23 protein-coding genes are annotated in these 23,698 nt (G+C 44.1%); 13 read left to right on the forward strand and 10 right to left on the reverse strand.

What is annotated here, in order from left to right; all coding sequences use genetic code 11:
• Positions 1-21 precede the first annotated feature (21 nt).
• On the forward strand, positions 22-1,152 hold the full coding sequence (gene nspC / locus AAC006_RS08430; RefSeq protein ID WP_013782866.1) for a carboxynorspermidine decarboxylase: 1,131 nt from the start codon (positions 22-24) through the stop codon (positions 1,150-1,152).
• A 107-nt stretch (positions 1,153-1,259) separates the two neighbouring features.
• Here the strand turns inward: nspC and AAC006_RS08435 are convergent, their stop codons facing one another.
• Positions 1,260-1,523, reverse strand: coding sequence for a hypothetical protein (locus AAC006_RS08435; RefSeq protein WP_013782865.1), 264 nt, complete (start codon positions 1,521-1,523; stop codon positions 1,260-1,262).
• Positions 1,524-1,636: 113 nt separating this feature from the next.
• Positions 1,637-2,488 (reverse strand): 16S rRNA (cytidine(1402)-2'-O)-methyltransferase, encoded by an 852-nt coding sequence (rsmI, locus tag AAC006_RS08440; RefSeq protein WP_041452691.1) that lies wholly within the window; start codon positions 2,486-2,488, stop codon positions 1,637-1,639.
• Between the two features lie 139 nt (positions 2,489-2,627).
• On the opposite strand from rsmI, the gene AAC006_RS08445 reads away from it, so the two are divergent.
• From AAC006_RS08445 to AAC006_RS08465, 5 genes are all read left to right on the forward strand, one after another.
• Complete coding sequence (locus tag AAC006_RS08445; RefSeq protein WP_339891096.1) at positions 2,628-4,610, forward strand: penicillin-binding protein activator; 1,983 nt, start codon at positions 2,628-2,630, stop codon at positions 4,608-4,610.
• A gap of 6 nt (positions 4,611-4,616) precedes the next feature.
• Positions 4,617-4,958, forward strand: coding sequence for a YraN family protein (locus AAC006_RS08450; protein WP_126873819.1), 342 nt, complete (start codon positions 4,617-4,619; stop codon positions 4,956-4,958).
• Positions 4,959-5,186: 228 nt separating this feature from the next.
• Positions 5,187-5,783: a phosphoheptose isomerase gene (locus tag AAC006_RS08455; RefSeq protein WP_208805893.1), complete on the forward strand. Its 597-nt coding sequence runs from the start codon at positions 5,187-5,189 to the stop codon at positions 5,781-5,783.
• A 13-nt stretch (positions 5,784-5,796) separates the two neighbouring features.
• Positions 5,797-6,378 carry a BON domain-containing protein gene (locus AAC006_RS08460; protein ID WP_126873820.1) on the forward strand — a complete coding sequence of 194 codons (582 nt, stop codon included), beginning with the start codon at positions 5,797-5,799 and terminating at the stop codon, positions 6,376-6,378.
• Positions 6,365-7,777 carry an MFS transporter gene (locus tag AAC006_RS08465; protein WP_244360741.1) on the forward strand — a complete coding sequence of 471 codons (1,413 nt, stop codon included), beginning with the start codon at positions 6,365-6,367 and terminating at the stop codon, positions 7,775-7,777. Before AAC006_RS08460 ends, AAC006_RS08465 begins: the two co-directional genes overlap by 14 nt.
• Before the next feature lie 215 nt (positions 7,778-7,992).
• Here AAC006_RS08465 and AAC006_RS08470 read toward each other — a convergent pair whose 3' ends face one another.
• Positions 7,993-9,345 (reverse strand): Fic family protein, encoded by a 1,353-nt coding sequence (locus AAC006_RS08470; protein WP_126873821.1) that lies wholly within the window; start codon positions 9,343-9,345, stop codon positions 7,993-7,995.
• 561 nt (positions 9,346-9,906) lie between these two features.
• Here AAC006_RS08470 and AAC006_RS08475 point away from each other — a divergent pair.
• Positions 9,907-11,193: a hypothetical protein gene (locus AAC006_RS08475; RefSeq protein WP_126873822.1), complete on the forward strand. Its 1,287-nt coding sequence runs from the start codon at positions 9,907-9,909 to the stop codon at positions 11,191-11,193.
• 203 nt (positions 11,194-11,396) lie between these two features.
• Here the strand turns inward: AAC006_RS08475 and AAC006_RS08480 are convergent, their stop codons facing one another.
• The 6 genes from AAC006_RS08480 to AAC006_RS08505 form a co-directional block, all read right to left on the reverse strand.
• Positions 11,397-12,500: an FAD-dependent oxidoreductase gene (locus AAC006_RS08480; RefSeq protein WP_126873823.1), complete on the reverse strand. Its 1,104-nt coding sequence runs from the start codon at positions 12,498-12,500 to the stop codon at positions 11,397-11,399.
• Between the two features lie 3 nt (positions 12,501-12,503).
• Positions 12,504-13,178 (reverse strand): cupin domain-containing protein, encoded by a 675-nt coding sequence (locus AAC006_RS08485; RefSeq protein WP_096042626.1) that lies wholly within the window; start codon positions 13,176-13,178, stop codon positions 12,504-12,506.
• A gap of 225 nt (positions 13,179-13,403) precedes the next feature.
• Positions 13,404-13,550, reverse strand: a complete 147-nt coding sequence (locus tag AAC006_RS08490; protein ID WP_221885336.1) for a carboxymuconolactone decarboxylase family protein — start codon at positions 13,548-13,550, stop codon at positions 13,404-13,406.
• A gap of 13 nt (positions 13,551-13,563) precedes the next feature.
• The gene (locus tag AAC006_RS08495; protein ID WP_221885335.1) at positions 13,564-13,749 is read right to left on the reverse strand and encodes a hypothetical protein; all 186 of its coding nucleotides are present in this window, start codon (positions 13,747-13,749) and stop codon (positions 13,564-13,566) included.
• A gap of 28 nt (positions 13,750-13,777) precedes the next feature.
• A complete protein-coding gene (locus AAC006_RS08500) occupies positions 13,778-14,059 on the reverse strand; it encodes a hypothetical protein (protein ID WP_096042628.1) in 282 nt (93 codons plus the stop codon).
• A gap of 62 nt (positions 14,060-14,121) precedes the next feature.
• Complete coding sequence (locus tag AAC006_RS08505) at positions 14,122-14,895, reverse strand: SDR family oxidoreductase (protein WP_126873824.1); 774 nt, start codon at positions 14,893-14,895, stop codon at positions 14,122-14,124.
• Between the two features lie 169 nt (positions 14,896-15,064).
• Here AAC006_RS08505 and gcvA point away from each other — a divergent pair, with 169 nt between their 5' ends.
• The 3 genes from gcvA to AAC006_RS08520 all read left to right on the forward strand — a co-directional run bounded on the left by gcvA (position 15,065) and on the right by AAC006_RS08520 (position 17,471).
• Positions 15,065-15,994, forward strand: a complete 930-nt coding sequence (gene gcvA / locus AAC006_RS08510) for a transcriptional regulator GcvA (RefSeq protein ID WP_126873825.1) — start codon at positions 15,065-15,067, stop codon at positions 15,992-15,994.
• A 155-nt stretch (positions 15,995-16,149) separates the two neighbouring features.
• On the forward strand, positions 16,150-16,833 hold the full coding sequence (locus tag AAC006_RS08515; protein ID WP_126873826.1) for a histidine kinase: 684 nt from the start codon (positions 16,150-16,152) through the stop codon (positions 16,831-16,833).
• 32 nt (positions 16,834-16,865) lie between these two features.
• On the forward strand, positions 16,866-17,471 hold the full coding sequence (locus AAC006_RS08520; RefSeq protein WP_126873827.1) for a response regulator transcription factor: 606 nt from the start codon (positions 16,866-16,868) through the stop codon (positions 17,469-17,471).
• A gap of 73 nt (positions 17,472-17,544) precedes the next feature.
• Here the strand turns inward: AAC006_RS08520 and AAC006_RS08525 are convergent, their stop codons facing one another.
• Positions 17,545-19,809, reverse strand: coding sequence for a TonB-dependent receptor (locus AAC006_RS08525; protein ID WP_126873828.1), 2,265 nt, complete (start codon positions 19,807-19,809; stop codon positions 17,545-17,547).
• A 737-nt stretch (positions 19,810-20,546) separates the two neighbouring features.
• On the opposite strand from AAC006_RS08525, the gene AAC006_RS08530 reads away from it, so the two are divergent.
• From AAC006_RS08530 to prpC, 3 genes are all read left to right on the forward strand, one after another.
• Entirely contained in the window at positions 20,547-21,221 is a 675-nt protein-coding gene (locus AAC006_RS08530; protein ID WP_126873829.1) for a GntR family transcriptional regulator, read from the forward strand.
• A 23-nt stretch (positions 21,222-21,244) separates the two neighbouring features.
• The gene (prpB, locus tag AAC006_RS08535; protein ID WP_126873830.1) at positions 21,245-22,120 is read left to right on the forward strand and encodes a methylisocitrate lyase; all 876 of its coding nucleotides are present in this window, start codon (positions 21,245-21,247) and stop codon (positions 22,118-22,120) included.
• 448 nt (positions 22,121-22,568) lie between these two features.
• Positions 22,569-23,693, forward strand: a complete 1,125-nt coding sequence (gene prpC / locus AAC006_RS08540; RefSeq protein WP_339349016.1) for a 2-methylcitrate synthase — start codon at positions 22,569-22,571, stop codon at positions 23,691-23,693.
• Positions 23,694-23,698: the final 5 nt, after the last annotated feature.

A 23,698-nucleotide genomic window follows, 5' to 3' on the forward strand; every position in this document is an offset into this window, starting at 1 on the left:
TGTAACTGGAGCAAATAAAGGTTGGCAGACTTAACGCAACGAACAGATATCCCTTCTCCTTGCTATGTGCTGGAAGAGGAAAAACTCATCCGAAACCTTGAGTTGATGAAGCGTGTACAAGACGAGTCAGGCGTTAGAATTATTCTGGCTTTAAAAGGGTTTTCAATGTGGTCGAGCTTCGACATCATTAAACCTTATTTACATGGCGCAACCGCAAGTTCGGTATGGGAAGCCAAATTAGCCGCTGAAATGGGTAAAGAAGTCCATGCCTATTCTCCTGCGTATAAAAAGGCGGATATAGAAGAGCTGGCTACGCTGGTGAATCACTTGTCGTTTAATAGTCTGTCACAATGGCAAACTCACAAAGATGCGCTTGCGGGCGTGTCTCTGGGTTTGCGTATTAATCCAGAGCATCAAGAAGCAGATACCCCGCTTTACGACCCCGCAGCGCCGGGGTCGCGATTGGGGCTTCGAGTAAGTGAGCTCGAAGGGGTAGGTTTATCGGGCATTGACGGTTTCCATTGTCATAACTTGTGTGAGTGTGACTCATTTGCTACCGAACGTACGCTTAAAGCAATAGAGGCACGCTTTGGCGATTACCTAGGTCAGTTAAAGTGGTTAAACTTAGGTGGCGGTCACTTGATGACTAGCGAAGGTTACGATGTTGACCACCTGATTAAAACCCTTAGCGATTTTAAACAGCGCTACCCGCATTTAGACGTTATCTTAGAGCCGGGCTCTGCCGTCGCGTGGCAAACAGGGCCGCTAATTGCTGAGGTCGTGGATGTAGTAAACAATGATGGTGATATTGCCATTTTAGATATTTCAGCCACGGCGCACATGCCTGATGTACTTGAAATGCCTTATCGGCCGACGATTTTAAATGCAGCGTTACCTGGCGAGAAAGCCTACGACTATCGCTTAGGTGGAAATTCCTGTTTAGCCGGTGATGTTATTGATACTTACTCGTTTGATGCGCCATTAAAAGCCGGCGATCGGGTTCAGTTTGAAGACATGATGCATTACACCATGGTGAAAACATCATTCTTCAACGGCGTTGAACACCCCGCCATTGGTATTTTGCGTAAAAACGGTGAGTTCGAAATTGTTCGCCAATTTTCTTACGAAGACTTTAAAGGCCGCTTGTCGTAAGCAGTAGATAGCGCCTTTTAACTAAAAAATAAATGCCCGCTGCGTTAACGCCAGCGGGCATTTCTATTTATGACGTTTGAATACAGCGTAGTGGATAAAAACCTATTTTATAAAATGCCTGTACCGTTAAGATTCTGGCTTTTATCAACCGTGCCTTCCGCGATAACCGTATCATCAAGATAAATAGCAAATGGCGTACCTTCAGGGCCAGTAAGATTATACCGAAACCCATGCATTTCATCGGCTAAGGCTAACTTCACCTGCGTATTAGGGTGAATTAAATCGTACTCGCCGGAATCGCCGGATTTACCAAAAATATCGACAACCCATTTACCCTCTGGCATCTCAATTTTCAAAACTTGCTGACTCATAACTATCCTCCAACCTTACACTTAACGTGATAAGCGATAGTGCAAAATGCGCTAAGCCTATTGTGTGTTAACTATATTGTTTAGATAGGTACCCTTAACCCATAGGTCTGAGATCAATCAGCGTCTTTCGCACCTTTTGCGTCTAGCCCAGCTTGGTACAAGGCATTCTTTTTCAAGTCATAATGCTCAGCCACCACTGCTGCGGCTTTCTTTAATGGCATGTGGTCACATAACGTGGTTAAAAGCGACATGGCTTCAGCCGATATTTCAGATAAATTCACTTGAGCTGGCGACACCATCACCACGAACTCACCTTTTTGGTGGGCTGCGTCTGCTTCTAAATAATCAATAACATCACCCGGCGTACCACTCACATAGGTTTCAAAGGTTTTGCTAAGCTCTTTGGCGACCACTATGTGTCTGTCTCCTAGCACACGGGCAATGTCTTTCACTGTGGCTAAAATACGGCGCGGTGCTTCATAAAATACGCTCGTGCAAGTACGCGCTTTTAGTTCGGCAAGTTGGTTGTCTTTAGCTTGTGTTTTTACCGGTAAAAAGCCTTCAAAAATAAATCGGTCTGTTGGCAGCCCAGAAGCACTTAACGCGGTAATAGCGGCACATGGGCCTGGCAATGCGATAACAGGAATACCTTCTTCTCGGCAGCGCCTAACAAATACAAAACCAGGATCGCTAATTAATGGCGTGCCCGCATCGCTGATTAACGCCACAGATTCGCCGTCTTTTAAGCGCTGTACCAGCATCGCGGTACGTTTATCTTCATTGTGATCATGCAGCGATAAGGTACGTGTAGAAATACTGAAGTGCTGTAACAACCGAGAGCTGTGTCGTGTATCTTCCGCAGCAATCCAGTTAACCTGTTTTAATACCTCGATAGCGCGGGCGCTAATATCATCAAGGTTGCCGATAGGTGTAGGAACGATATACAAGGTGGCGAAATTGGTCATATAAACAATAAAAATAACGAATAATAAAGAAAGTGTACCACGCCATTGGGCTAGTTTACGTCGGCAAACGTAGATTTTCATCGTGGTTAGGATAAACTTGCCGCTACTTGCCGTTAAACGAAGTGAAAGGAAACAGACTGTGGGTCACATTGGACATTTTACAAAGCGCATTACCTTTGCAATGGCGACAGCCACCAGCGTGCTATATTTAGCAGGCTGCGGGAGCACACCTGAACCCACCTCGGCACCTAAGATTATCAATACTGAGCCGGTAGAAGCGCCAGTAAAGCAACATATCACGCCAGAACACAAGCTGGTAGAAGCCAAAAAAGTATGGCTTCAAACCCGAGATAAAGTAAAACGAGATACCTTACTACTAGATGCAGTGGGTCTTTATCTCGCGCAAGACGATACTATTTTAGCGCAGCAAATCTTGTTTGAAATGAAACAAGACGGTGTAGCTACCTCGTTGCAAGATAGCTACGCCATACATGTTGCAATGGCATATCAGAACGACCCTTCTTCATCGCCAGCACAACTTACTGCCATGCTGGAAGATGTGAATACTAGCCCTGCCCTTGTTGCCAAACTGGCGGCGCTGGAAGCAGACCTTTATGCCAAGCAAGGTTTGTGGGCTAAGGCGGCCAATAGCGTTTTGTCTACTGAACTAGAAGACGAACAAAAAGTCGCTAAAGTTTGGGCATTATTAAACCAAATACCTGCTGATGAACTCACCCAAAGTGAAAATCAGTACCCTAAATTGCAACCCTTCTTTGCTCTTCGTCAGTTAACCGTTGAAAGTGCACGAAACCCGCAGCAGTTGAATCAGTCCATTGCCCAATATCAACAGGTTTATGCAGGCCATATGTTGGCACAGCATTTACCCAAAGAGGTTGCCTTAGCGCAGGCACTAACTGCCCCTCAAATTCGTGAACTTGTTGTTCTATTGCCGTTAAGCGGAAGGCTTGCGGCTACTGGTGAGGCGGTGAAAGATGGCATTATGGCGGGTTATTACCAACAGCTCCAACAAAGCAGCAACCCAAATAGTATGCCTGACATTCGGTTTGTTGATACCACCAACGCCGATACACAAACCCTGGTCGCCGCCATTGGCGATGCTAAATTTATAGTCGGCCCGCTACTAAAAGAAACCGTTGAGCAATTAATACCCGCGTTACCGCCTGGCGTGAACATGTTGGCGTTGAACCGCCCGGATGAAATGCCGACAATTTCAGATAGCTCAGCCTCAGTAATCTCAGCGTCAGTAAACTCAGAGCCTTTAAACCCAGAAGGCGTTAACGCTGAATCTGAGATGCCTACCACCACAGCACCAGCGGTTAATTATTTCGCCCTTGCGCCGGAAGATGAAGCCAATCAGCTTGCAGAGTTTATTTATAGCAAAGGCTTTAGAGCCCCAATTGTTATTGCAGCGCAAAGTAACTTGTACCAGCGTATGAACGATGCGTTTAAAAATCGTTGGAACACGCTGCACGAACAAGAAGCCCAAGCCCGCAAGGCTAACATCACTTCAGTAACGTTCAATGATAGTGAGTCACTAAGAGAAGGCATCACGCAGGCTTTAGATGTAGCCCAAAGTAATCAGCGTATTAACCAAATTGAATATATGACGAACGAAGAAGTTTACAACATGCCCCGCAGCAGGCGAGACATTGATGCCATTGTTGCATTCGCGTCGCCGCAAGATACCGAACTTCTTAACCCCATAATAGAAGCGAGCTTAAACCCGTACGATGGAAAACAAGTGCCTGTTTATGCGACCTCTCGTTCAATGGACTACAACAGTGGCAAGAACCAGTGGCGTGATTTACAAAACGTTCGCTTTATCGACATGCCATGGATGATGCCAGACCATAAATGGCAGCAACTTGCTCAGCAAACCAACCAAACTTGGCCCGATCGCAGTACGTTGCAAAATAGACTGTTCGCGTTCGGTGTAGACGCTTACGAATTACTCCCCCAATTAGGGATGCTAACGACCTTGTCGTACATAACATTCGACGGGTTAACCGGCACACTTACGCTGAATGAAAACAGTGAAGTAGAACGAAACTTACCTCAAGCCGTTATTCGTAACGAGCGCGTGCAAATGCTAATGGAGTAAACTACATTGTCCGTATTGCAAGGGAATGCAGCAGAAAACAAGGCCGTTACTTATTTAGAGGAACAAGGGCTTACATTACGTTGTCGTAATTACCGAACCAAACGTGGTGAACTTGATATTGTTATGCAAGATGGTGACACCATTGTTTGTGTAGAAGTGAAGTTTCGCAAAAAGTCACAGTACGGTCAGGCCGCTGAATTTGTCACAATGAAGAAACTTCAACGAATTCAGGCTGCGTTTGCGTTCTATTTGTTAGATAATAACTTTAATCCCGCGTCTACCCCATTACGCATAGACGTTATCGCCATTGACGGAAGCGACCTTCAGTGGCTTAAAAATATTGGATAAAAAGCGCGTAGCGGTTAGGTGTGCTGGTGATTAGGTGTAGGTAGTACTTAGGCTGTAGTAAACCCTCCGCCGCATGGATGCGGCAGCGGAGCTCCCATGGATGGGTTCACAGCGTGTTTACGGAAGCCTAAATACTGCCTGCGCCGAATTCTCAAGCCAACCTCCTACAGCCTGATGTGCACTCATTGTTGAGATTGCTTGATATCCTGAAATGCAGAGAAAAGAAGTATGATTGAACAAATTAAAGCGAACTTTACTGAAAGTATTCAAACCAAAATTGCTGCATCTGAAATTTTGCCTGAATCAATTGAAAAAGCAGCCATGATGATGGTTGAAGCGCTAATTCGCGGTAATAAGATTTTAAGCTGCGGTAACGGTGGTTCGGCAGGTGATGCTCAGCACTTTTCTTCTGAAATGCTTAACCGCTATGAACGCGATCGCCCTAGCCTTCCAGCTATTGCGTTAAGCACTGATACTTCTACTATTACTTCCATTGCTAACGACTATAGCTACGATGAAATTTTTGCCAAACAAGTTCGTGCGTTAGGTCAGTCTGGCGATATTTTGCTTGCTATATCAACCAGTGGTAACTCACGAAATGTCATTGCCGCCATGGAAGCAGCCTTGTCTCGTGATATGACCATTGTAGCCTTAACCGGTAAAGACGGTGGTGAAATGGCAGGCTTCTTAAGCGAGCACGATGTTGAAGTGCGTGTGCCTTCTAACCGCACTGCCCGCATTCAGGAAGTTCACTTGTTGGTGATTCACAATTTATGTGAATGCATTGATGACAGCTTATTCCCGGCCGACCTTGGAGACGAATAACGTTTACCCATTTATGAAACGAGTTAAGACGTTAACTATTACTCTTGTATCACTTCTTTTTGTAATGCAATTACAGGGCTGCGTGGTGGCGGTTGGCGCCGCGGGTGCGATGGCTGCGAAAGTGGCGAACGACAGACGCACCGTTGGTACTCAACTTGATGACCAAAACGCAGGTCGCGCTGTGGCTTATCAATGGTCAAAGAGTGAAGCGCTAAAAGAGCAAACCAATCTACAAGTCGATATGTATAACGGCATTGCTTTACTTACTGGCCAAGCTCCCACGCAAGCGTTAATTGATGAAGCGGTTAGACGGGCTCAGGAAGTCGATTACCTCAAGAAAATTCACAATCAAATTCGCATTGGTGAACCTATTGGGGCGGGTACTCAAGCTAATGACATATGGCTTGCATCAAAAGTACGCACCAAGATAGTGGCCGATGAACGCGTGCCAGCCTTACAGGTTAGTGTGGTAGTGCAAGATTCTGAAGTGTTCTTAATGGGCCGATTAACCAATGCAGAAGCTAATGCAGCTGTAGATATTGCAAGGAACATAACGGGCGTAGCCCGCGTAGTGCGCGCATTTGAGATCATTTAGTCGCGATACCGCAACGGCCCTACTTGTTGCTGGGGCCTTGTTTATGGAAATTCTGGATGCCACGGTGATCACCACCGCGCTTCCCGTTATTGCCGCTGATTTCGGCGTGCCAGCAACTCAGCTTTCTATTGGCGTTTCTGCCTACCTTGTTGCCGTTACCTTTTTTATTCCGCTAAGTGGTTATGTGGCCGACAAATTTGGTGCCCGTAATGTCTTCATGGCCGCCATTATCATTTTTGTGGTGGCATCAATATTATGTGGAATTAGCACTAACCTAACTAGCTTTACCTTGTCTCGTATTATGCAGGGCATTGGCGGCGCGCTTATGGTGCCCGTAGGACGTTTAGTGGTGCTGCGAGACTTACCAAAAGAAAAGCTAGTTAAAACCGTGGCTATTATCACGTGGCCGGCGTTAAGTGCCCCTATTCTTGGCCCTGTATTAGGGGGTTGGATTGCCACCCACTTGAGCTGGCAATGGATATTCTTTATGAACGTGCCATTAGGCATATTCGCGCTTATTGCTTCCGCCTATTTGCTTGAGAACTTCACCGCGAATGTGGGTAAGTTTGATGTAGTAGGTTTTCTGCTAACCGGTATTGGCTTTGCCTCTTTTATGGCCGGTATAGAACTATTTGCTGGTCACAACACCTCTACCCTATTGGGCAGCGTGGTGACCGTGTTTGGACTGTTATTATTGATAGCTGCGGTGTTTCATATTCGCCGTGCTAAAAAACCTCTGTTTTCTTTTGAAGCCATGCAGTATCGCACCTTTCGATTGTCAATGTACGGCGGCTCGGTAGTACGTATAGCGTTAGGCAGTGCGCCATTTTTGGTGCCGCTTATGCTGCAATTGGGAATGGGTTACTCGCCGGTGGAAGCAGGTACATTATTGCTATGGCTGTTTGTGGGTAATATTGCCATTAAACCCGCGACTACCTGGATAATGAACACCTTTGGCTTTAAGCGTGTGCTTATTGCAAATGGCATTATGATCTCACTGGGTTTTGTGGCGCTATCGCTAATTACTCAACAAAGTTCATCGGTTGTGATTGCGGTTATTTTGTTTGTTAGCGGTGTGAATAGGTCGATGCATTTAACCTTATTAAACACCATCGCCTTTGCGGATGTGCCAAAAGACAAAATGCGCGATGCCAATACACTGGGTGCAATACTCATGCAAATGAACCGTGGCATGGGGATCACCATTTCTGCGCTTATGCTGGCCGTAGCTTCACTGATGGTGGGTAATCCAAATAGCGATCCGTCGCTTATCAACTTCAAAATTGCTATGGCGATGATGGCAGTAGTTGCGCTGCTTAGTATTACCGACAGCCTAATGTTATCAAAAACTGATGGCGACTCAGTTTTGAAAAAGCGACTTAAAAAGCAGGTGAGTTGAGGTAGCACGGGCAAGTGCTACTGCTCAGAGGAAGCGAATGACTGTGCTTATTTAGGGTTTATCGCGGATTTAAACTGACACTTCAACAACCTAACTTAACTATATCTGACAGTCCGTTGTGTACGTAGGGCGGCCGTTGGCTTATTGAAACTTTCACAGTACCGTTGTTGCGTTCTGCACGCATTAAAGTTTTTCAACGCAAATTAATACACAGACTAGCCATGGCCTCTGAGAGCATTCGTGAGTGCAGATTCTGAAGGAGCTATAAATAAGGCGGTCTTACCGTGCGTTGAAGAGAGAAAGAGCCCTTCGTTTGAAAGCATTTTTAGATACTTCCGAGCAGTATTTTCAGCAATGTTATAACTGTTGGCGGTTTCTTTCACTGTAAACGCTCTTCCAGGTTCCTTAACAGCTTTCTTGATCAAGTCAATTTGGACAAAGTTAAGCCTCTTACCCCACTTTGTTTGCTCCAGCAGAGCTGTAATTTTCTGAAAATCACTTACTTTATTTTCAAGGTAACTTTTCAAATCATTAAACGCTTGAATGATTATGTCTAGTTGATAATAAATAAAGTACGTAAGATCGTTGTGTCCTCTTTCTGTATATAAAAAAGACTCTCCGTAATCTCTTGGGTTTTCTCTCAATAGTTTTGATATTGAAACATACTTGAAAAGTTTATAATCACTCTTTAGCATAAACCAATAAAACAGTGCTCTCGCAGTTCTACCATTTCCATCTCTGAAAGCGTGTTCATATCCTATAAAAAAATGCAGTATGATTGCTTTTAATATTGGATGCATAAAACTTGAACCGCTTTCAGACGTGTGATCAATATTTGCAAATGCGCACAAAGATCTTAGTCTATCTTCAATTAACTTAAAATCGGGAGGGCGATGGGCAATATTTCCGTCGCCATCTTCAATGTAAATATCGTTGGCTTCCCTAAAACTACCTGGTACTACGTTGTTTTCCGATGTCTTAAACGTGGCGAAATAATGAAACTCTAGAATCAAGTCGATAGTTAATGGTTCTCCAGCTTTTCGTTCTGCATGTTTGAGAAGTAAAAAGTTATTAAGAATCATTCTTTCATCTTCATCTATTGGTTCCCGTTCTTCCTCAAGCATTTTTTTAGCCACCTCCCGAGTGGTAGAGGCCCCCTCCAGTTGCGCACTTGTAATCGCTTCTTCCATAATTAGTGAGGAAACAAGAAACCTATTCTGGAGGCTATCACTAGCAGCTGATTCTTCAATACTTCCAACGTTACCACCAGCTAATTTATCAAGATGATACAATTTCGATTCCATACTTGCTGGAATATTATATGTAAATGAAATTCCTCCTGGATCTTGAAGGCCTGTATGTTTCAAATTGAGACCACGTTTGAATAAAACAGTTTTCCATGCCAACTCAACGTCATCACCTTTATCCACGCGCCACTTAAATTGTGACCAATGTAGATAACGGCCTTGTTCATCAGTATCAGAATACTTAGTTATGTATGGGTGAATTGCACTAAACTCTGAATCAAAATTAAAGCTGGGTGCCTTTTCTATTCTCAATTTAGCCATTGTGGAGTTCTGGTTGTTGACGAAATATAAACATAACACAGTAGAAGTGAAACGCAAATTTAAAATTTTGCGTTTCATGTCTATAATGCAATTTGTAAAGTAATATAAGCATAAGAAATATATAAGAAATACGTGGAATCAGGTGCTTGACTAAGAGTTCTAACTAGTACGTGTTTTTCCTACATCACAGCACTGCTAACGTAAGCCGTGAATAAGTTACCCATCAGATTATGTTGTAACTAGCTAACAAGTTACTTTGATTCTTTAAGCCTCGAAAAGTGTGGCCTCCACTGGATTCGCTAATGCTGACCAGTTTTCGATGCATTGAATGTCCGTCCCTTGTCTATTTGAGCCTGACAGGAAGGATGATGGGCGGCAAAGTACGTTTAACTGCCGCTGAGTCGTGCAACAACAAACGACAGAAATGAGCGATCTGCGGAGTCTCGGCAAACCAGAACATGGTAATAATTTTGTTCGAAAAGTGACTTAGTGGGGCTTGCTGGGTATATTTAAAAACATGAATTTTAGAAGAATTAATGCAATCAAAAAATGGAACTTGGATTGAAGACATTTAATATATGCCTACTGTTACTCATACCGCTAATGGCCAGTGGTGTAGAAACGAACGTCGAGACGACTATTGAAAAAACAGTTCAGAATGAATGGATTTTGACATATAGAACAGATGCTCAAATAGATATGTTGGCGTTCAAAAGCTCCCCAGATAAATCTCGAACTTTTAGATGGCGTCCACTGGATGATAATTTTGTTGTTACCGTTTTAGATAATAAGGAAATAATCAGGAAAAGCGATTCAACCAAATTTACAAAAGTTAGTCTGTACTTGACTCCAACCTATATTGCGTTACCAAAAGACTATGCGCCTTTTTCGCCATTTTCTGATGGAAGTATGCTTATTCATTCAGGGCGATTTTTTGCTTGTCCGAATACTTGTACTGGTTATCAGAACAGTTGGGAAATAACTCTTATATCTAACAATACCGATTTAATAATTGTTGATGGTAAGAGCTTTAAAGGAAAGTCTTCTTGGGTAGACAAGGATGAAGGACAAAAGGTTTATGTTGGCTCAGCAGTGCCAATTGAAAACGAAGATATTTTCGCTTTAATTGACAATGAACTGCCTTCGATCCTTTTCAAAGCTCTTCAACGACAAATACCTGAAATGATGGTCTATTTTTCTGAAAAATTGGGCAAGCTGAAGTTCAAACCAACACTATTCGCCTCTTACAGTGACGATAATAGTGGTTCTTATGGAAATCAAGGAGGAACACTTCCCAATCAAGTATTCATGCACTGGTATGGAAAGAAAGCTATTGCAGATTTAAACGAGTTTCAAGTTAGTTGGTTTTTTGCACACGAAATCGCACATGTTTTTCAAGGAGAGGCAAAAAATATTTCGGCCATCGAACAGCAATGGATTCATGAAGGTGGCGCAGAATATATGGCTTACGAATTGCTAAATAGTTTGGGCAGCAAATATCGTAATTACGCAAAAGAAAAATTTAGTACGGATACAAAAAATTGCCTTAAAAACACAAGCGAACAATCTTTTGGAGCGCTAATTCAGCAAAAAAAATATGATGCTTTGTATGAATGCGGTTTGGTCTTCTGGAAAATTATTGCAACTGACGAATTAGCCCTAGAAAATAAAGTTAGTATTTTTGATATATGGACTAATTTCAACCATCAAGTAGATGATGGAAATCCAGCAAATTTTAATACTTTCATTAACACTTTAAAGCCATTTGTCACAGAAAACACATACAACACTATTCAGGGGTTCTTAGAATACAGAACTACTGAAAATAAACATCCAAACAAAGAATAATTGTTCATTGCAGAGCATCGTCGAACGACCGTTAATGGCACATAACGGAATTAAAAGCAGAGAGTGATGAATGTCCGCTCCTTGTCTGAAGCGGATTTGCGCAAAAATTATGTCTAATCTCCGAAGTTCGCTCATAACCGTCCATCAGCTGCCGTTATGAGCTATCCATTAAAGCACTAAGCTCAAACCTCAGCCTCTACACATCACGCGTTAACTTTTTTTAAATACAGCTCAACGCCTATGTTTGCTGCATCAACCGCACCAGCTACATAGCCTGGAAATTGCACCGACCATTCGCTGCCAATACCGACTAAATTTTGATACCACGGGCCATTTTGCGCGGTTATGTAAGGTGCTGGTGCATGTGTATTCGCAGCATGTGTATCTAAATGTGTTGCTGTGAGTGGGTCTTGTGCCCAGTCTTTAATAATATCGGCTTTGGGAGTGGCGGCTTGTGCGCCAAAAAGCCTGACTAATTGCGCTCTGCAGTGTGTGATAAAATCTTCATTACTAATGCGTTTTCGATCATCAGCGGGTATGCCAATAAAGCCAAATAATGCGGCTTGGCCTAGTGGATTTGATGCATCGTGTATTTCTGCCATTGGCCCAACACTGCTGCGGGCGCTGCCCGAGAGCGTTTGCTTACGCCAAAATGGCGTATCGTACACTGCAATATACTTAGCGTGGGGTGCCATCCAGGTTGCGGTATTTTGCCACTGCGGTACTAAATCGCTTGGCAATGCGGGGGTAAATGTTATTTGGCTTGCGGCTAAGCGTGGTGGTAGCGCAAGCATTACGTGCTCAACGTTTACTTTATTATCGGTTGTGTTTGAGGTGCTAAAGTTAACTTCAATATTACCGTGTTGGTGGGTAATTGTTTTAACCAAAGCGCCGGTCACTATGTGTTTGTTGCTAAGCTTTGCATGTAAGGCATTAATAAGTGTGCCCATGCCACCTTTTAACCGCATAGACGTAGGCGCATGCGTATAACCGGGCATTGCTGTGGGCGGTTGTGTATGTGAGCGCTCTACTAGCGTATTGCCTTGCTCGTACTGGGCAAATGTTTCTAGGTTTAGGGTTTTAATAATGGCATTTAATTGCGGCTGAAACTCTGGCCAAAACCACGTTGGGCCAAGATCAAAGCTATTTGTTGTCGCTTGCGACAGGCTTGTAAAGTCCATAATACGGCCACCTAATTGGTCTCTGGCTTCAAGCAATATGTAATCGGTAATGCCGCATTGCTCTAACTGGTAAGCTGCATACACGCCGCTTAGCCCACCGCCTATAATCGCAATTTTTGTACGCATTATTTAGCCTCCACAGCCTATGTTTTTAAAATTACCTACTTTTAGGTAAATTGTAGCGCTGTTATTTCCCGCAGATATTAACGCTTTACTCGTGCTTGGCAGCCTTAGCCAGCTTCCTTTTGAATATTCTACCTCGTTGTGTATTACGCTGCCGCCCAGTACAAATAGCTCTAAGGCATTATGTGCTTTTAGGTTATCAAATAGGGGCTGTTGCGGGGTTAACTTTACCAGTTTAGTTACTTCGTTATCATCTTGATAAAGCGGGCATATTAGGCGGTTATTTTGGGTTATCCACGTAGCCGGATCGTGTGTATTTATGCGCACAGAGGTGGCTTCTGTTACGCACATTTGCCACAGTTTTACAAAAATGGTTGCGCCACTTTTACTTTTAGGTGCATGTGAAGACCCTGGCGGGTTTCGTAAATAAAAGCCTTGTGGGTAGTCGCCCGACTCATCTGAAAAAGTGCCCGAAAGTACCAATATTTCTTCACCACCTGGGTGAGCATGGCTTGGAAAAGTAGACTCAGGCGCGTAGCGTACTACGCTAGTTGCTCTGGCTTTTTCAGCGCCTATTCTGTCGAGCATTACCCGCTCAACACCCGCCTGAGGCGATGTTTGCCAACTATATTGACTTGGCAGCATTAAAGCGTTTTTTGAAAAATCTGAATTGACTCGCATATATCTAACCTAAATCAAATAAGAGCAATAATGTATGTTATTGCTCTATGATACCAATCCGCACTAATACTTAATCATTTTGCGGGGCTTAGCGTTTCGCTACCTGCGTTAAAAAATTCTCATTTAGAACAACTTAATAGCGAATTTTTTGCCTAACTATCAACACGTTTTTCCAACCTCAAAATAGATCACTTAATTAAGCGAATTGGTATAAATTTACGCTTATTAAGCGTTTTGTAATTGTGCGTGAGCGTCAAGTACTCGTGCACTGTAAGTTAGCGCAGCACCTGCATTTAAGGCTACAGCAACGCCTAACGCTTCAGATATTTCACCAATTGTTGCGCCGTGCTCAACCGCTTTTTTAGTGTGCATCGCAATACACCCATCACAACGTGTTGTTACTGCAACAGCGAGCGCTAATTAGCTCATGTAATTTAGGCGTTAAGTGGCCTGTCTTTTCGCCAGCGCCATCCATTGTCATTAATCCGCGTAGGGTATCTGGGCTTTGCTTAGCAAACGCACCTACAGTGTTCATTACTTCGGTGCGGTACGCGTTCCAATCTTGTGACATTTTTTTACTTTCCTATCTTAAATTTTTACTAAGCTACGCAGTAAATGCGTACTTCTGGTTCATTAGTAAGTAGTGGCGCGAGCGCGGTAACCACATCTGCATTAAATAAATCGCTTTCTAAGTACTCATGAGCGTGCTCAATAGTTTCAAAGCCGTGAAGTACCTGTACATCTTCATCACGCGCTAATAACTCTTTTGAAACTGCGCCTCTTACAGTGTCTAAAAATGGGGCTTTGTAGGTATTAAAAACCTCTGCTGCTGCTTTTCTATTACCGTGGTCAACATTTAGTGTAATTTGTAAATAAACCATATTTGTTCTCCAGTGATTAAATTTAGCTACGGGCAGCTTTAGCCCATTAGCGCTTACGATATTTAGTTACGACCTGCCATTACGCCGCCGTCAACATCCCATACGGCACCTGTGACCCAAGCAGCTTTGTCGCTGAGTAAAAACGCAATGGTATTGGCGACATCTTCGCTGGTACCTACACGGCCAATTGGGTGGAAACTGTTAAAGCCTTGTAGGGCATCGTTTACTTGTGCTTTAGGAATAAAACCTTCGTAAATTGGCGTTTGTACAACCGCTGGCGATACTGCATTGACGCGAATGTTGTGCACGGCTAATTCCATTGCTAAATGTTGAGTTAGCGCATGTAAGCCTGCTTTAGCCATTGAATACGCTGACGATGGTGTAGCGGCAATAGCTTGCTTACCCCACATAGAACCCACATTAACAATGGCGCCTGCGCGTTTTGCTGTAACTAAATTAGCGGCTACTTTTTGAGTAATAAAAAATAGCGCGCGGTTAATTTGCATGTACTGATCGTAATCAGCTGCTTCGTGCTCTAAAAATGGTTTAGGGAAAAACACACCGGCCGCATTTACCAGTAAATCGACGTCTGCGTGGTCTTGTGAAAGTGTGTTAATTAAGTTTTGCACGCCTTCGTCGCTGGTTAAATCAGCGGTTAACACCTCAACAGTGCCTAAAGCTGATAACTGCTCTTTTGCTGCTTGGGCTTTTTCTTTTCGGTGGCCAACAATAACAGCGTGGCCGCCTTGCTCTAAAATTAATCGAGCCGTGTCAAAACCCATTCCGCTAGTACCACCAATAACGAGTAACTTTTTACCTGAAAATTGCTTAGTCATGTTTATTGCTCCAAGCGCCACTAAGCGCTGTATTTGTTATATAAATAAAAAGTATTGGGTTGCCTAATAGCAAGTAACTTGCTGGTTGGCTTGGGCGGTATTTTTTACTTATTTACTTGCTTTAACAAACGAGATAATCTGAATCATCAGTAAAGAAAAAGTTTATCGTATGAAATCACCTATACACCTCAATGCATTAAAAGCGTTTGAAGCAAGCGCAAGGCACCAAAGTTTTTCAGCGGCAGCTGAAGAGCTAAATGTAACGCCTGCAGCCGTTGGGCAGCTGGTAAAAACATTAGAAGAGTGGCTCGACACGCCGCTATTTCATAGAATGAGCTCAGGTAAAACACGGCTAGTAACCACCGAAACCGCGCAAAGTGCCCTGCCATTAATACGCGAAGGCTTTGATAAACTAGCCCAAGGGCTAGAGATTTTAAAAGACAACACCATAAGTGGCGCGTTAACAGTGGCAGTAAGCCCCGCATTTGCCGCCAAGTGGTTATTGCCTAGGTTGCATTTTTTTCAAGAAATATGTTCGCAAACCAGTGTGAATTTAAATACTAATTTAAAGCCTGTTGATTTTACTGAGCAGCGCATAGATATAGGCATACGCTTTGGTACAGGCACTTGGCAAGGCTTGAGCGCAGAAAAACTAATGGATGAAGAGGTATACCCGGTATGCTCACCTAAGTTTTTAGAAGACTCAAACCGCTTAAACACCATAGATAAATTATTGAACGAAACCCTAATACACGATCAATCAATGGACGACCATATGGGGTTTCCGTCTTGGTCGGCGTGGTTAAAAAAAGCCGGAGTAACAGGCCCTTTAACCACTAAAAGCATTCAAATAAATAACTCAGCGGCTGTATTGCAATCAGCTATTGATGGTCACGGCGTGGCGTTAGCACGCAGTGTTATGGCTAAAGATGATCTAGCCGCAGGGCGATTGGTCAGGTTATTCCCTGATATTTATTTTGAATCGCCTTTGGCGTATTACGTTATTTACCGCCTCGAATGTGCTGAACTGCCAAGAATACACGCATTTAAAGAATGGCTGTTTAAAGAGGTAGAAAACCCGCGGGCTAAAAGAGATTAAAGCTCAGGAGTACTTTGATAAAATACAGCAGTAAAGAAAATATTCACCATGGTAAAAGATAATCTCTGTGGTTAAGTACGTTCATTCCCCGTAAGCTTTCGCTCCAAGTTAGCCACTTTAATGACTAAAGTGGCGTTTAATTAGGAGTAAACATTATGTCACAAGTAAGAGTAACGCCACGGCAAGATGGCGAGCAAGCCCCAGCCGAACTTCTAGCCGAAATGCAAGGTCGTCGTCCAAACGGTGAACGAATAGGCCGTGATCTCCATGATGTAGCTGGTCATGCATTAAGCAGCATTTCGTTGAAGGCTCAAGTGGCCGATAAATTACTGTCTAAAGGCCGCACCGCTGAAGCTCAAGCAGAAGTAAAAGCATTGGCGCAGCTGTCTCAGCAACTACTCAGTGAGATTAGGCAAACGGTAAGTGGCATTAAACACCTTTCCTTTAGCCAGGAAATCGCTAAAAATATGGCTAAGTTGTCGGAGCAGGGTTTTCATGAAGTGAGCGATGTAGACGAAAGCAGCTTCACTCACCTTACTCCCCTTCAAGAAACTCAATTGTCGTTAATAGTAAAAGAAGCGACTACGAATATTCTTCGTCATAGTAAGGGCAACCAAGCAACGCTTACCCTTCAATGTACCAACGATATGTTGACTCTCGTTATAACTGATAATGGTAACAGCCACTGCCAAACTGAGGGCAACGGCGTTCAAGGCATTCGCGAGCGAGCTGAACTCATTAATGCAACGGTTGAGTTTCAGTGGGGCTCCCCAACCGTGCTAACACTTCAATTACCGCTACTTTCTAAACCCGATAATAACGCACAGAGCACACATTGAAATATGACTAATTCTATATCGAGCAACCGGCAATGAATCGAATTTTAGTGGTAGAAGACCAATCTTTGGTGCGTGATGCTATCGCCACCTTATTGTCTTTAGAAGACGACTTTGAAATAAGTGGGAAGTGCGCTAATGGACAAGAAGCGCTAGATTGGCTTGGCGCAAACGAAGCCCCCGATATTATTCTTACCGACATTGAGATGCCCTTAGTCTCGGGGCTAGATTTAGCAGAAAAGCTTGCAGCTTTATCTATAGACAGCAAAGTGGTGGTAATGACCACATTCTCCAAACCTGGCTACATAAAGCGAGCGCTGGCACTGGGCGCTAAAGGGTTTGTTTTAAAAGAGGCTGACAGTGAGTACCTTGTTAACTCATTACATAAAATTGTAAAAGGCGAAAGAGTTATTAGCCCCGAACTTGCTTTAATGGCACTGAATGATAACAACCCGCTTTCGGCAAAAGAAAGCAAAGCACTGAAACTCGCCGCTGACGGATTAAAAACCCATGATATTGCGCAGAAGCTGTTTTTGTCAGAAGGTACCGTGCGTAATTATTTGTCTGAAGCCATCGCAAAACTTGATGCAACAAACCGTGTAGATGCCGCCAGAATCGCAAAACAAAAAGGCTGGTTATAAACCAGCCTTTGTTATATCCGCTACCCCTATTTCAGATGTAGCGTTTGTCTTTTTAACTTACTCAATTCGTTAATTAAAACTCAGTTGAGAAACGTACGCCAAACTCACTCGCGTCATTACTTAATACTTGGATAATATAATCCCCAGTATTTAAGCGAGCGTTGTCATAACGCTCATCAAAGATATTACGGCCATATAAAGCAACCGTATAACCTTCATCTGCTGGCGTATAGGCAACATCGAAATTAACCAATTCACGGCTATCAATGTTCGTCATACGAGTAGGCTCTGAACTAGGCTCGCCGTACATTTCTGCGCGGTATGAATAGTCGATACGTGCGCGAATTTTATCACCGCCTTCAAGGTCGAAGGTGTATGACGGGCCAATTGCGAAAGTTAAATCAGGCGTTAATGGCGCAACAGGGTTAAATCCGTCTTGCTCATCAACTTCAACATCCATGTAACCAATGCTGGTTAGCATACTGAAGTTGCCTACGTTCAAGGTCGTATCTAGCTCGATACCACGTGACGTTTGCTCAACCACTAAGTTAGCCGTATCAAAACCACCTTCACTAACTTGGCTTACTTGGTACGGTAAGTCTTCAAACTCAGTGTTAAATACTGCAATGCTCACGTCAAAGTATTCATTTACACGACCTTTAAGGCCCACTTCGTAGTTCACCGCTGTAATGTTGTCAGAGGCTTCAAAACAGTTGCTTGCATTAACTGCTGCTACTGCGCCGTCTAAATCATCGAAGCCACCCGCGCCAAAGAACTCGCCAATTAGGCAGTATGGACGAGCAGGATATTGACCTGACTGATAACCGTTTTGAATGGTGGCATAACCTGTCATGCCATTTTCAAAGGTATAGTTGGTCGCCAATTCCCACGTTACTTCGTCCCACTCATTTGAGTCATAAATGGTGCCAAGCGCATCGAATACATTTGCAGACGCGTCTTTTTCATCTTCAGTGTAACGAATACCACCAGATACACTAAGCTCGTCAGTTAAGTCATGACGAAGGTTTAGGTATACCGCTTTACTTGTGGTTTCTTGGTCAAGTTGAAGGGTGTTGCCACCGCCATCAAAACTTGAATCACTACCTTGACGGTTGCTACCTTCTTCATTGAAGTAATAAAGGCCAGCAACAAAGTCAGTGTACTCATTGATGTAACCATTCAATTGAACTTCAATTGACGTTTGGTCTGCTTCACCACGCTCTGGGTATTGGTCTAACGAGTAGATAGTACCATCATCATCCAGACCCGCTTTGTACTTAGATGTACGGCGGCTAGCAACGACTTTAGCGGTGTAATCGTCACTAATATCCCATTCGGTAGTCAGTGACACACCACGGGCTTCATTAGATACGCCAGTGACTTCTGGTGTGCCTGTAGCGTTATCGTAAATATCATAACCTTCTGGGGTTACATCGCTATTTCTAAGCTCAAGACCTAGGCTGTTTGTACCAGCATAAAAACGCCCATCTGGCATTTCATCAATAAGCACTGTGTAAGGGCGTAAACCACCGTCACCATTATTGGCATCAGCGGTTAGTACCATACGGAAATCATCAGACGGCTCATATTTTACCGAGATACGACCAGAAATATCTTCTGTTTCGCCCACATCATATTCTGCATTAGGTACGTTAATGAACTCGCCCAAACCATCACGGGTGTTGTAAGCAAGGTTCATGTTGAATGCTAGGGTGTCAGATAATGCATGGTTCACGAACAAGTCAGTCTTAACACGACCGCGAGTACCGAACTCTGCATTTACTTTAGTCACATCGCCTTGATCTGGCTCTTTGGTAATGATGTTAATGGCACCACCAATAGAGTTACGACCGTATAGCGTACCTTGAGGACCACGAAGTACCTCGATACGCTCGATGTTATTCAAGCTCCAGTTTTGACCCACTTGGCGGCCTAAATAAACGCCATCAACATAGACGCTTACACCAGGATCAGTAGTGATAAGATGGTCTTGAAGACCAATACCACGAATAAAAGGGTTTACAGAAGAAGTGTGACCCGCTGAAAAGCCCGTTACGTTTAAGTTTGGAACAAACTTACCAACATCCGTTAAGTCAGTAATGCCTTGTTCAGCTAACATATCACCGTCAAATGCACTAATTGCAATTGGTACTTCATAGATAACTTGAGGACGCTTGGTTGCTGTAACGGTAATCGCTTCATACATTTGTTCTTCAGTGGCTTCAGCCTCTTGAGCAAATGCAGAATGAGAAATAGCAGGTACAGTTAACGCTACTGCCAAAGCGACAGGCGAAAGCCTACTAACTAGTGTCTTAGACACGTCAGTATTGGTGATCATGTGTAACCCCTTTGCGAGAGTGTTTAGTGTCAAAAAATTTATTGTTTTTAGGCTGCTTCAAGTTCTCTATGGAACTTTAAAACCAATAGACTCACAAAATAGAGGGCGTTACGACGAGTAACATTTAGCTGATTTATGGATATCCTGATGAAAGTGGCGTGTATCCCTACTGGTTTTAGTGTCACTTTCTCTACCCTACCAGCCCCCATCTACCCACGACTGGAGTATTGGCTTGAAGACTGGAGAAATATCATACTGACTTCCTTTTAACTTGCATAGCGAAATATTGCACTTTTATTAAAATGAGACTTTAAAATTAGACTAATTGGTTAGGCCGAAAACAGTGCTAACCCCCTCATTCCAATTGACATATTATTATTTATAATCATTACGTTAGCATAGGTTACTTATTAAGCATAAAACCGATTCCCTTTAACTATTCACTAGACCATTTAGACAATATTTTCCCACACCTTTACAACCTTCAGACAAAAAGCACCGCAGGTTGTAGCCGCCCCACTACCCCAATTCGCCTTCTTTATACTTTGCCTCTTGTCGCTAGCCTTTAAGATTAACCTCTTGCATTAGCAGCAAATTGTTACCTTTTTAGATTTTGCTCAACCTTTCAATTTATAAAAACCAACGCCACTTTGTCGACAATAACTACTAAGAAAGTTTGACCAAGCAGCCTAAACCCCCTATATTGTCGACATAACATTTATTTTGTGGTGCATAGCTTGTCGGTACAGATAACCCTAGAAAAGCCTGTAACTAATGCAGATAGAACCTTCTTTCAATTGCGTAAAGACATTGTAGAAGGCGTTATTCCTGCAGGCTCTAAACTCAGTGAAACTGATTTGTCGACAAAATACGAAGTCAGCCGTGCGGTTATTCGCGAAGGTATTAATCGACTTGCCGCCTGCCACCTAGTTGAGCGGAAAGCGAATATTGGGGCCAAAGTAGTATCGCTAACCCCTGAAGGGCTAATTCAGCTTTACCAAGTAAGAGAAGCCTTAGAAGGCATGGCCGCACGCCTTGCTGCAAGACACATGAGCGACGAAGAAGTCGCCTCACTGCAAGGCTTATTAGATTCTCACTTCAATAAAGTGAAAGACGCCCAGTTGTATTACCAAGAAGCCGGCGACGTGGACTTCCACTACCGCATCGTGACTGGCAGTAAAAACAGCCACCTCATTAGCGTGTTAATAGACGGGCTCTATCATCTTGTACGCATGTATCGCGTTCAACTAGGCATGGCTGGCCCAAGGGTTACTACAGCCTTTGACGAACACAGACACATTGTGAACGCGATTGCGAATCGCGATGAAGAGCTAGCCGAGATGCTAATGCGCCGCCATATTCTTTATTCAAAGAACAATATTGAAAACAAACTTAGCGCCACACCAACCTAATTTAAAACCAGAGAGTGTTACTTATGAGTGCAGGAAAGAAATTCAGACAAGCACTGGCCGACAATAAGCCACTGCAAATATTAGGCACCATTAATGCCTATACCGCCATGATGGCAAAATCTATCGGTCACAAAGCGATATACCTCTCAGGCGGTGGCGTTGCGAATGCTTCATACGGGCTCCCCGATTTGGGCATGACATCACTAAACGACGTTATTGTGGATGTACAACGCATCACGTCAGCCTGTGACTTACCCTTATTGGTAGACATAGACACAGGCTGGGGCGGCGCATTTAATATTGCAAAAACCATTCGCGATATGGAAAAAGCGGGCGCAGCGGCTGTACACATGGAAGATCAAGTTGCGCAAAAGCGCTGCGGTCATCGCCCTAACAAAGAAATTGTGAGCACAGAAGAAATGGTCGATCGCATTAAAGCCGCGGTAGATGCCAGAACCGACCCAGACTTTTTCATTATGGCGCGAACCGATTCTTTCGCTCAAGAAGGGTTAGAAAAAGCCATTCAACGCGCTAAGGCTTATGTTGCGGCCGGTGCCGATGGCATATTTGCAGAAGCAGTAAAAACTGAAGAACACTACCGCGCATTTTCAGAAGCGTTAGACGTCCCTATTCTTGCCAACATTACCGAATTCGGACAAACCGAACTTTGGAACAAAGAACAACTTGGCGAATGGGGCGCTGCGATGGTGCTTTACCCACTAAGTGCATTCCGCGCCATGAACAAAGCTGCCGAGAACGTTTACCAATCAATACTTGATAATGGCGATCAAAAAGCCGTTGTCGACACCATGCAAACCCGCATGGAGTTATACGATTACCTTGGCTATCACGACTACGAGCAAAAACTCGACGAACTGTTCGCCAAAGGCAAAGGCTAACGGCTGAGGTGAATCGAGGCCGTTTTACCTGCGAGGTCGCTTTGGCTGAGGAGGCAGGGATACGGCGCTGCCACGCCGGTTGCCTTTGCAGTAAATATGCGCGGTCCTGCTGAGGTCGGTGATGTAGAGGTAGAGAGTGCGAGCGCTGCCCCTCTGAGGCATGGATGCCGAAGCGGAACCCCCATGGATGGGTTTACGGCGTGGCAGAGCCGCACTTTGTACCTCTGCAGCAAAGCGACTTCACTTAGGCCGCTGATGTAGAGGTAGAGAGTGTGAGCGCTGCCCCTCTGAGGCATGGATGCCGAGGCGGAGCCCCCATGGATGGGTTTACGGCGTGGCAGCGCCGCACTCTGTACCTCTGCAGCAAAGCGGCCTCAAGCAAATTGCGGCGATTAATTATACTAAACAAACTTTTGTACCTTACATACACACGACCGGAGACAACAAGATGGCTAAACAATTAAGTGGCGCGGGATTACGCGGCCAAGTTGCAGGAAAAACAGCACTGTCTACTGTAGGCGTATCAGGTTCTGGCCTGACATACCGTGGTTACGATGTAAAAGATTTAGCAGCCAGTTGCCAGTTTGAAGAAGTGGCTTATCTTATTTTAAAAGGTAAATTGCCTACCCAGTCCGAGTTAGATGAATACAAAGCCTTACTTCGTAGTATGCGCGGATTACCTCAGGCCCTTAAAGATGTATTAGAGCGTATTCCAAAAGACGCACATCCTATGGACGTACTTCGTACAGGTTGTTCTATGTTGGGTAACCTTGAAATGGAGAACGACTTCAGCGAACAGCAGCACGCAACCGATCGCATGCTAGCTTGTTTCCCAAGCATTATTTGCTATTGGTATCGCTTTACTCACGATGGCGTTCGTATTGATGTAGAAACCGATGACGATTCAATCGGTGGTCATTTCTTGCATATGCTGCACGGCGAAAAACCTCGCAAGTTGCATGAACAAGTCATGCACGTTTCACTTATTTTGTATGCAGAGCACGAATTCAATGCCTCTACCTTTACCGCTCGCGTATGTGCTTCAACCTTGTCAGATATGCATTCATGTGTGACCGGCGCTATTGGCTCACTTCGCGGTCCATTGCATGGCGGTGCGAATGAAGCAGCCATGGAAATGATTGAAGGCTTTACCTCGGCAGACGACGCTGAAGAAAAAATGATGGCCATGCTTGCCCGTAAAGACAAAATCATGGGCTTTGGCCATGCCATTTATTCTGAATCTGACCCACGTAACGAAATCATCAAAGGCTGGTCTGAAAAGCTCGCGGCCGATGTGGGTGACGAGGTGCTTTACCCCGTATCTGTGCGCTGTGAAGAAGTGATGTGGCGCGAGAAAAAGCTATTCTGTAACGCTGATTTCTTCCACGCTTCCGCTTATAACTTTATGGGAATTCCCACCAAGTTGTTTACCCCTATCTTCGTGATGTCTCGCCTAACGGGCTGGGCAGCACACGTGATGGAACAACGCGCTGACAACCGTATTATTCGCCCATCAGCTGAATATACTGGTGAAGATATTCGTGACGTACCTCCTATGTCTGCACGTAGTTAACGACT

This window comes from uncultured Alteromonas sp. (assembly GCF_963976965.1).
Taxonomy (GTDB): Bacteria; Pseudomonadota; Gammaproteobacteria; order Enterobacterales; family Alteromonadaceae; genus Alteromonas; species Alteromonas naphthalenivorans.

Bases quoted from the DNA above. Each gene is read 5' to 3' on its own strand.
- AAC006_RS08490 (WP_221885336.1), bottom strand. From the start codon at position 13,550: ATGCACACTAAAAAAGCGGTTGAGCACGGCGCAACAATTGGTGAAATA.
- AAC006_RS08470 (WP_126873821.1), bottom strand. From the start codon at position 9,345: ATGGCTAAATTGAGAATAGAAAAGGCACCCAGCTTTAATTTTGATTCA.
- AAC006_RS08525 (WP_126873828.1), bottom strand. From the start codon at position 19,809: ATGATCACCAATACTGACGTGTCTAAGACACTAGTTAGTAGGCTTTCG.
- AAC006_RS08460 (WP_126873820.1), top strand. From the start codon at position 5,797: ATGAAACGAGTTAAGACGTTAACTATTACTCTTGTATCACTTCTTTTT.
- AAC006_RS08495 (WP_221885335.1), bottom strand. From the start codon at position 13,749: ATGTCACAAGATTGGAACGCGTACCGCACCGAAGTAATGAACACTGTA.
- AAC006_RS08455 (WP_208805893.1), top strand. From the start codon at position 5,187: ATGATTGAACAAATTAAAGCGAACTTTACTGAAAGTATTCAAACCAAA.
- AAC006_RS08505 (WP_126873824.1), bottom strand. From the start codon at position 14,895: ATGACTAAGCAATTTTCAGGTAAAAAGTTACTCGTTATTGGTGGTACT.
- prpB (WP_126873830.1), top strand. From the start codon at position 21,245: ATGAGTGCAGGAAAGAAATTCAGACAAGCACTGGCCGACAATAAGCCA.
- rsmI (WP_041452691.1), bottom strand. From the start codon at position 2,488: ATGACCAATTTCGCCACCTTGTATATCGTTCCTACACCTATCGGCAAC.
- AAC006_RS08435 (WP_013782865.1), bottom strand. From the start codon at position 1,523: ATGAGTCAGCAAGTTTTGAAAATTGAGATGCCAGAGGGTAAATGGGTT.
- gcvA (WP_126873825.1), top strand. From the start codon at position 15,065: ATGAAATCACCTATACACCTCAATGCATTAAAAGCGTTTGAAGCAAGC.
- AAC006_RS08520 (WP_126873827.1), top strand. From the start codon at position 16,866: ATGAATCGAATTTTAGTGGTAGAAGACCAATCTTTGGTGCGTGATGCT.
- AAC006_RS08515 (WP_126873826.1), top strand. From the start codon at position 16,150: ATGTCACAAGTAAGAGTAACGCCACGGCAAGATGGCGAGCAAGCCCCA.
- prpC (WP_339349016.1), top strand. From the start codon at position 22,569: ATGGCTAAACAATTAAGTGGCGCGGGATTACGCGGCCAAGTTGCAGGA.
- AAC006_RS08480 (WP_126873823.1), bottom strand. From the start codon at position 12,500: ATGCGTACAAAAATTGCGATTATAGGCGGTGGGCTAAGCGGCGTGTAT.
- AAC006_RS08485 (WP_096042626.1), bottom strand. From the start codon at position 13,178: ATGCGAGTCAATTCAGATTTTTCAAAAAACGCTTTAATGCTGCCAAGT.
- AAC006_RS08500 (WP_096042628.1), bottom strand. From the start codon at position 14,059: ATGGTTTATTTACAAATTACACTAAATGTTGACCACGGTAATAGAAAA.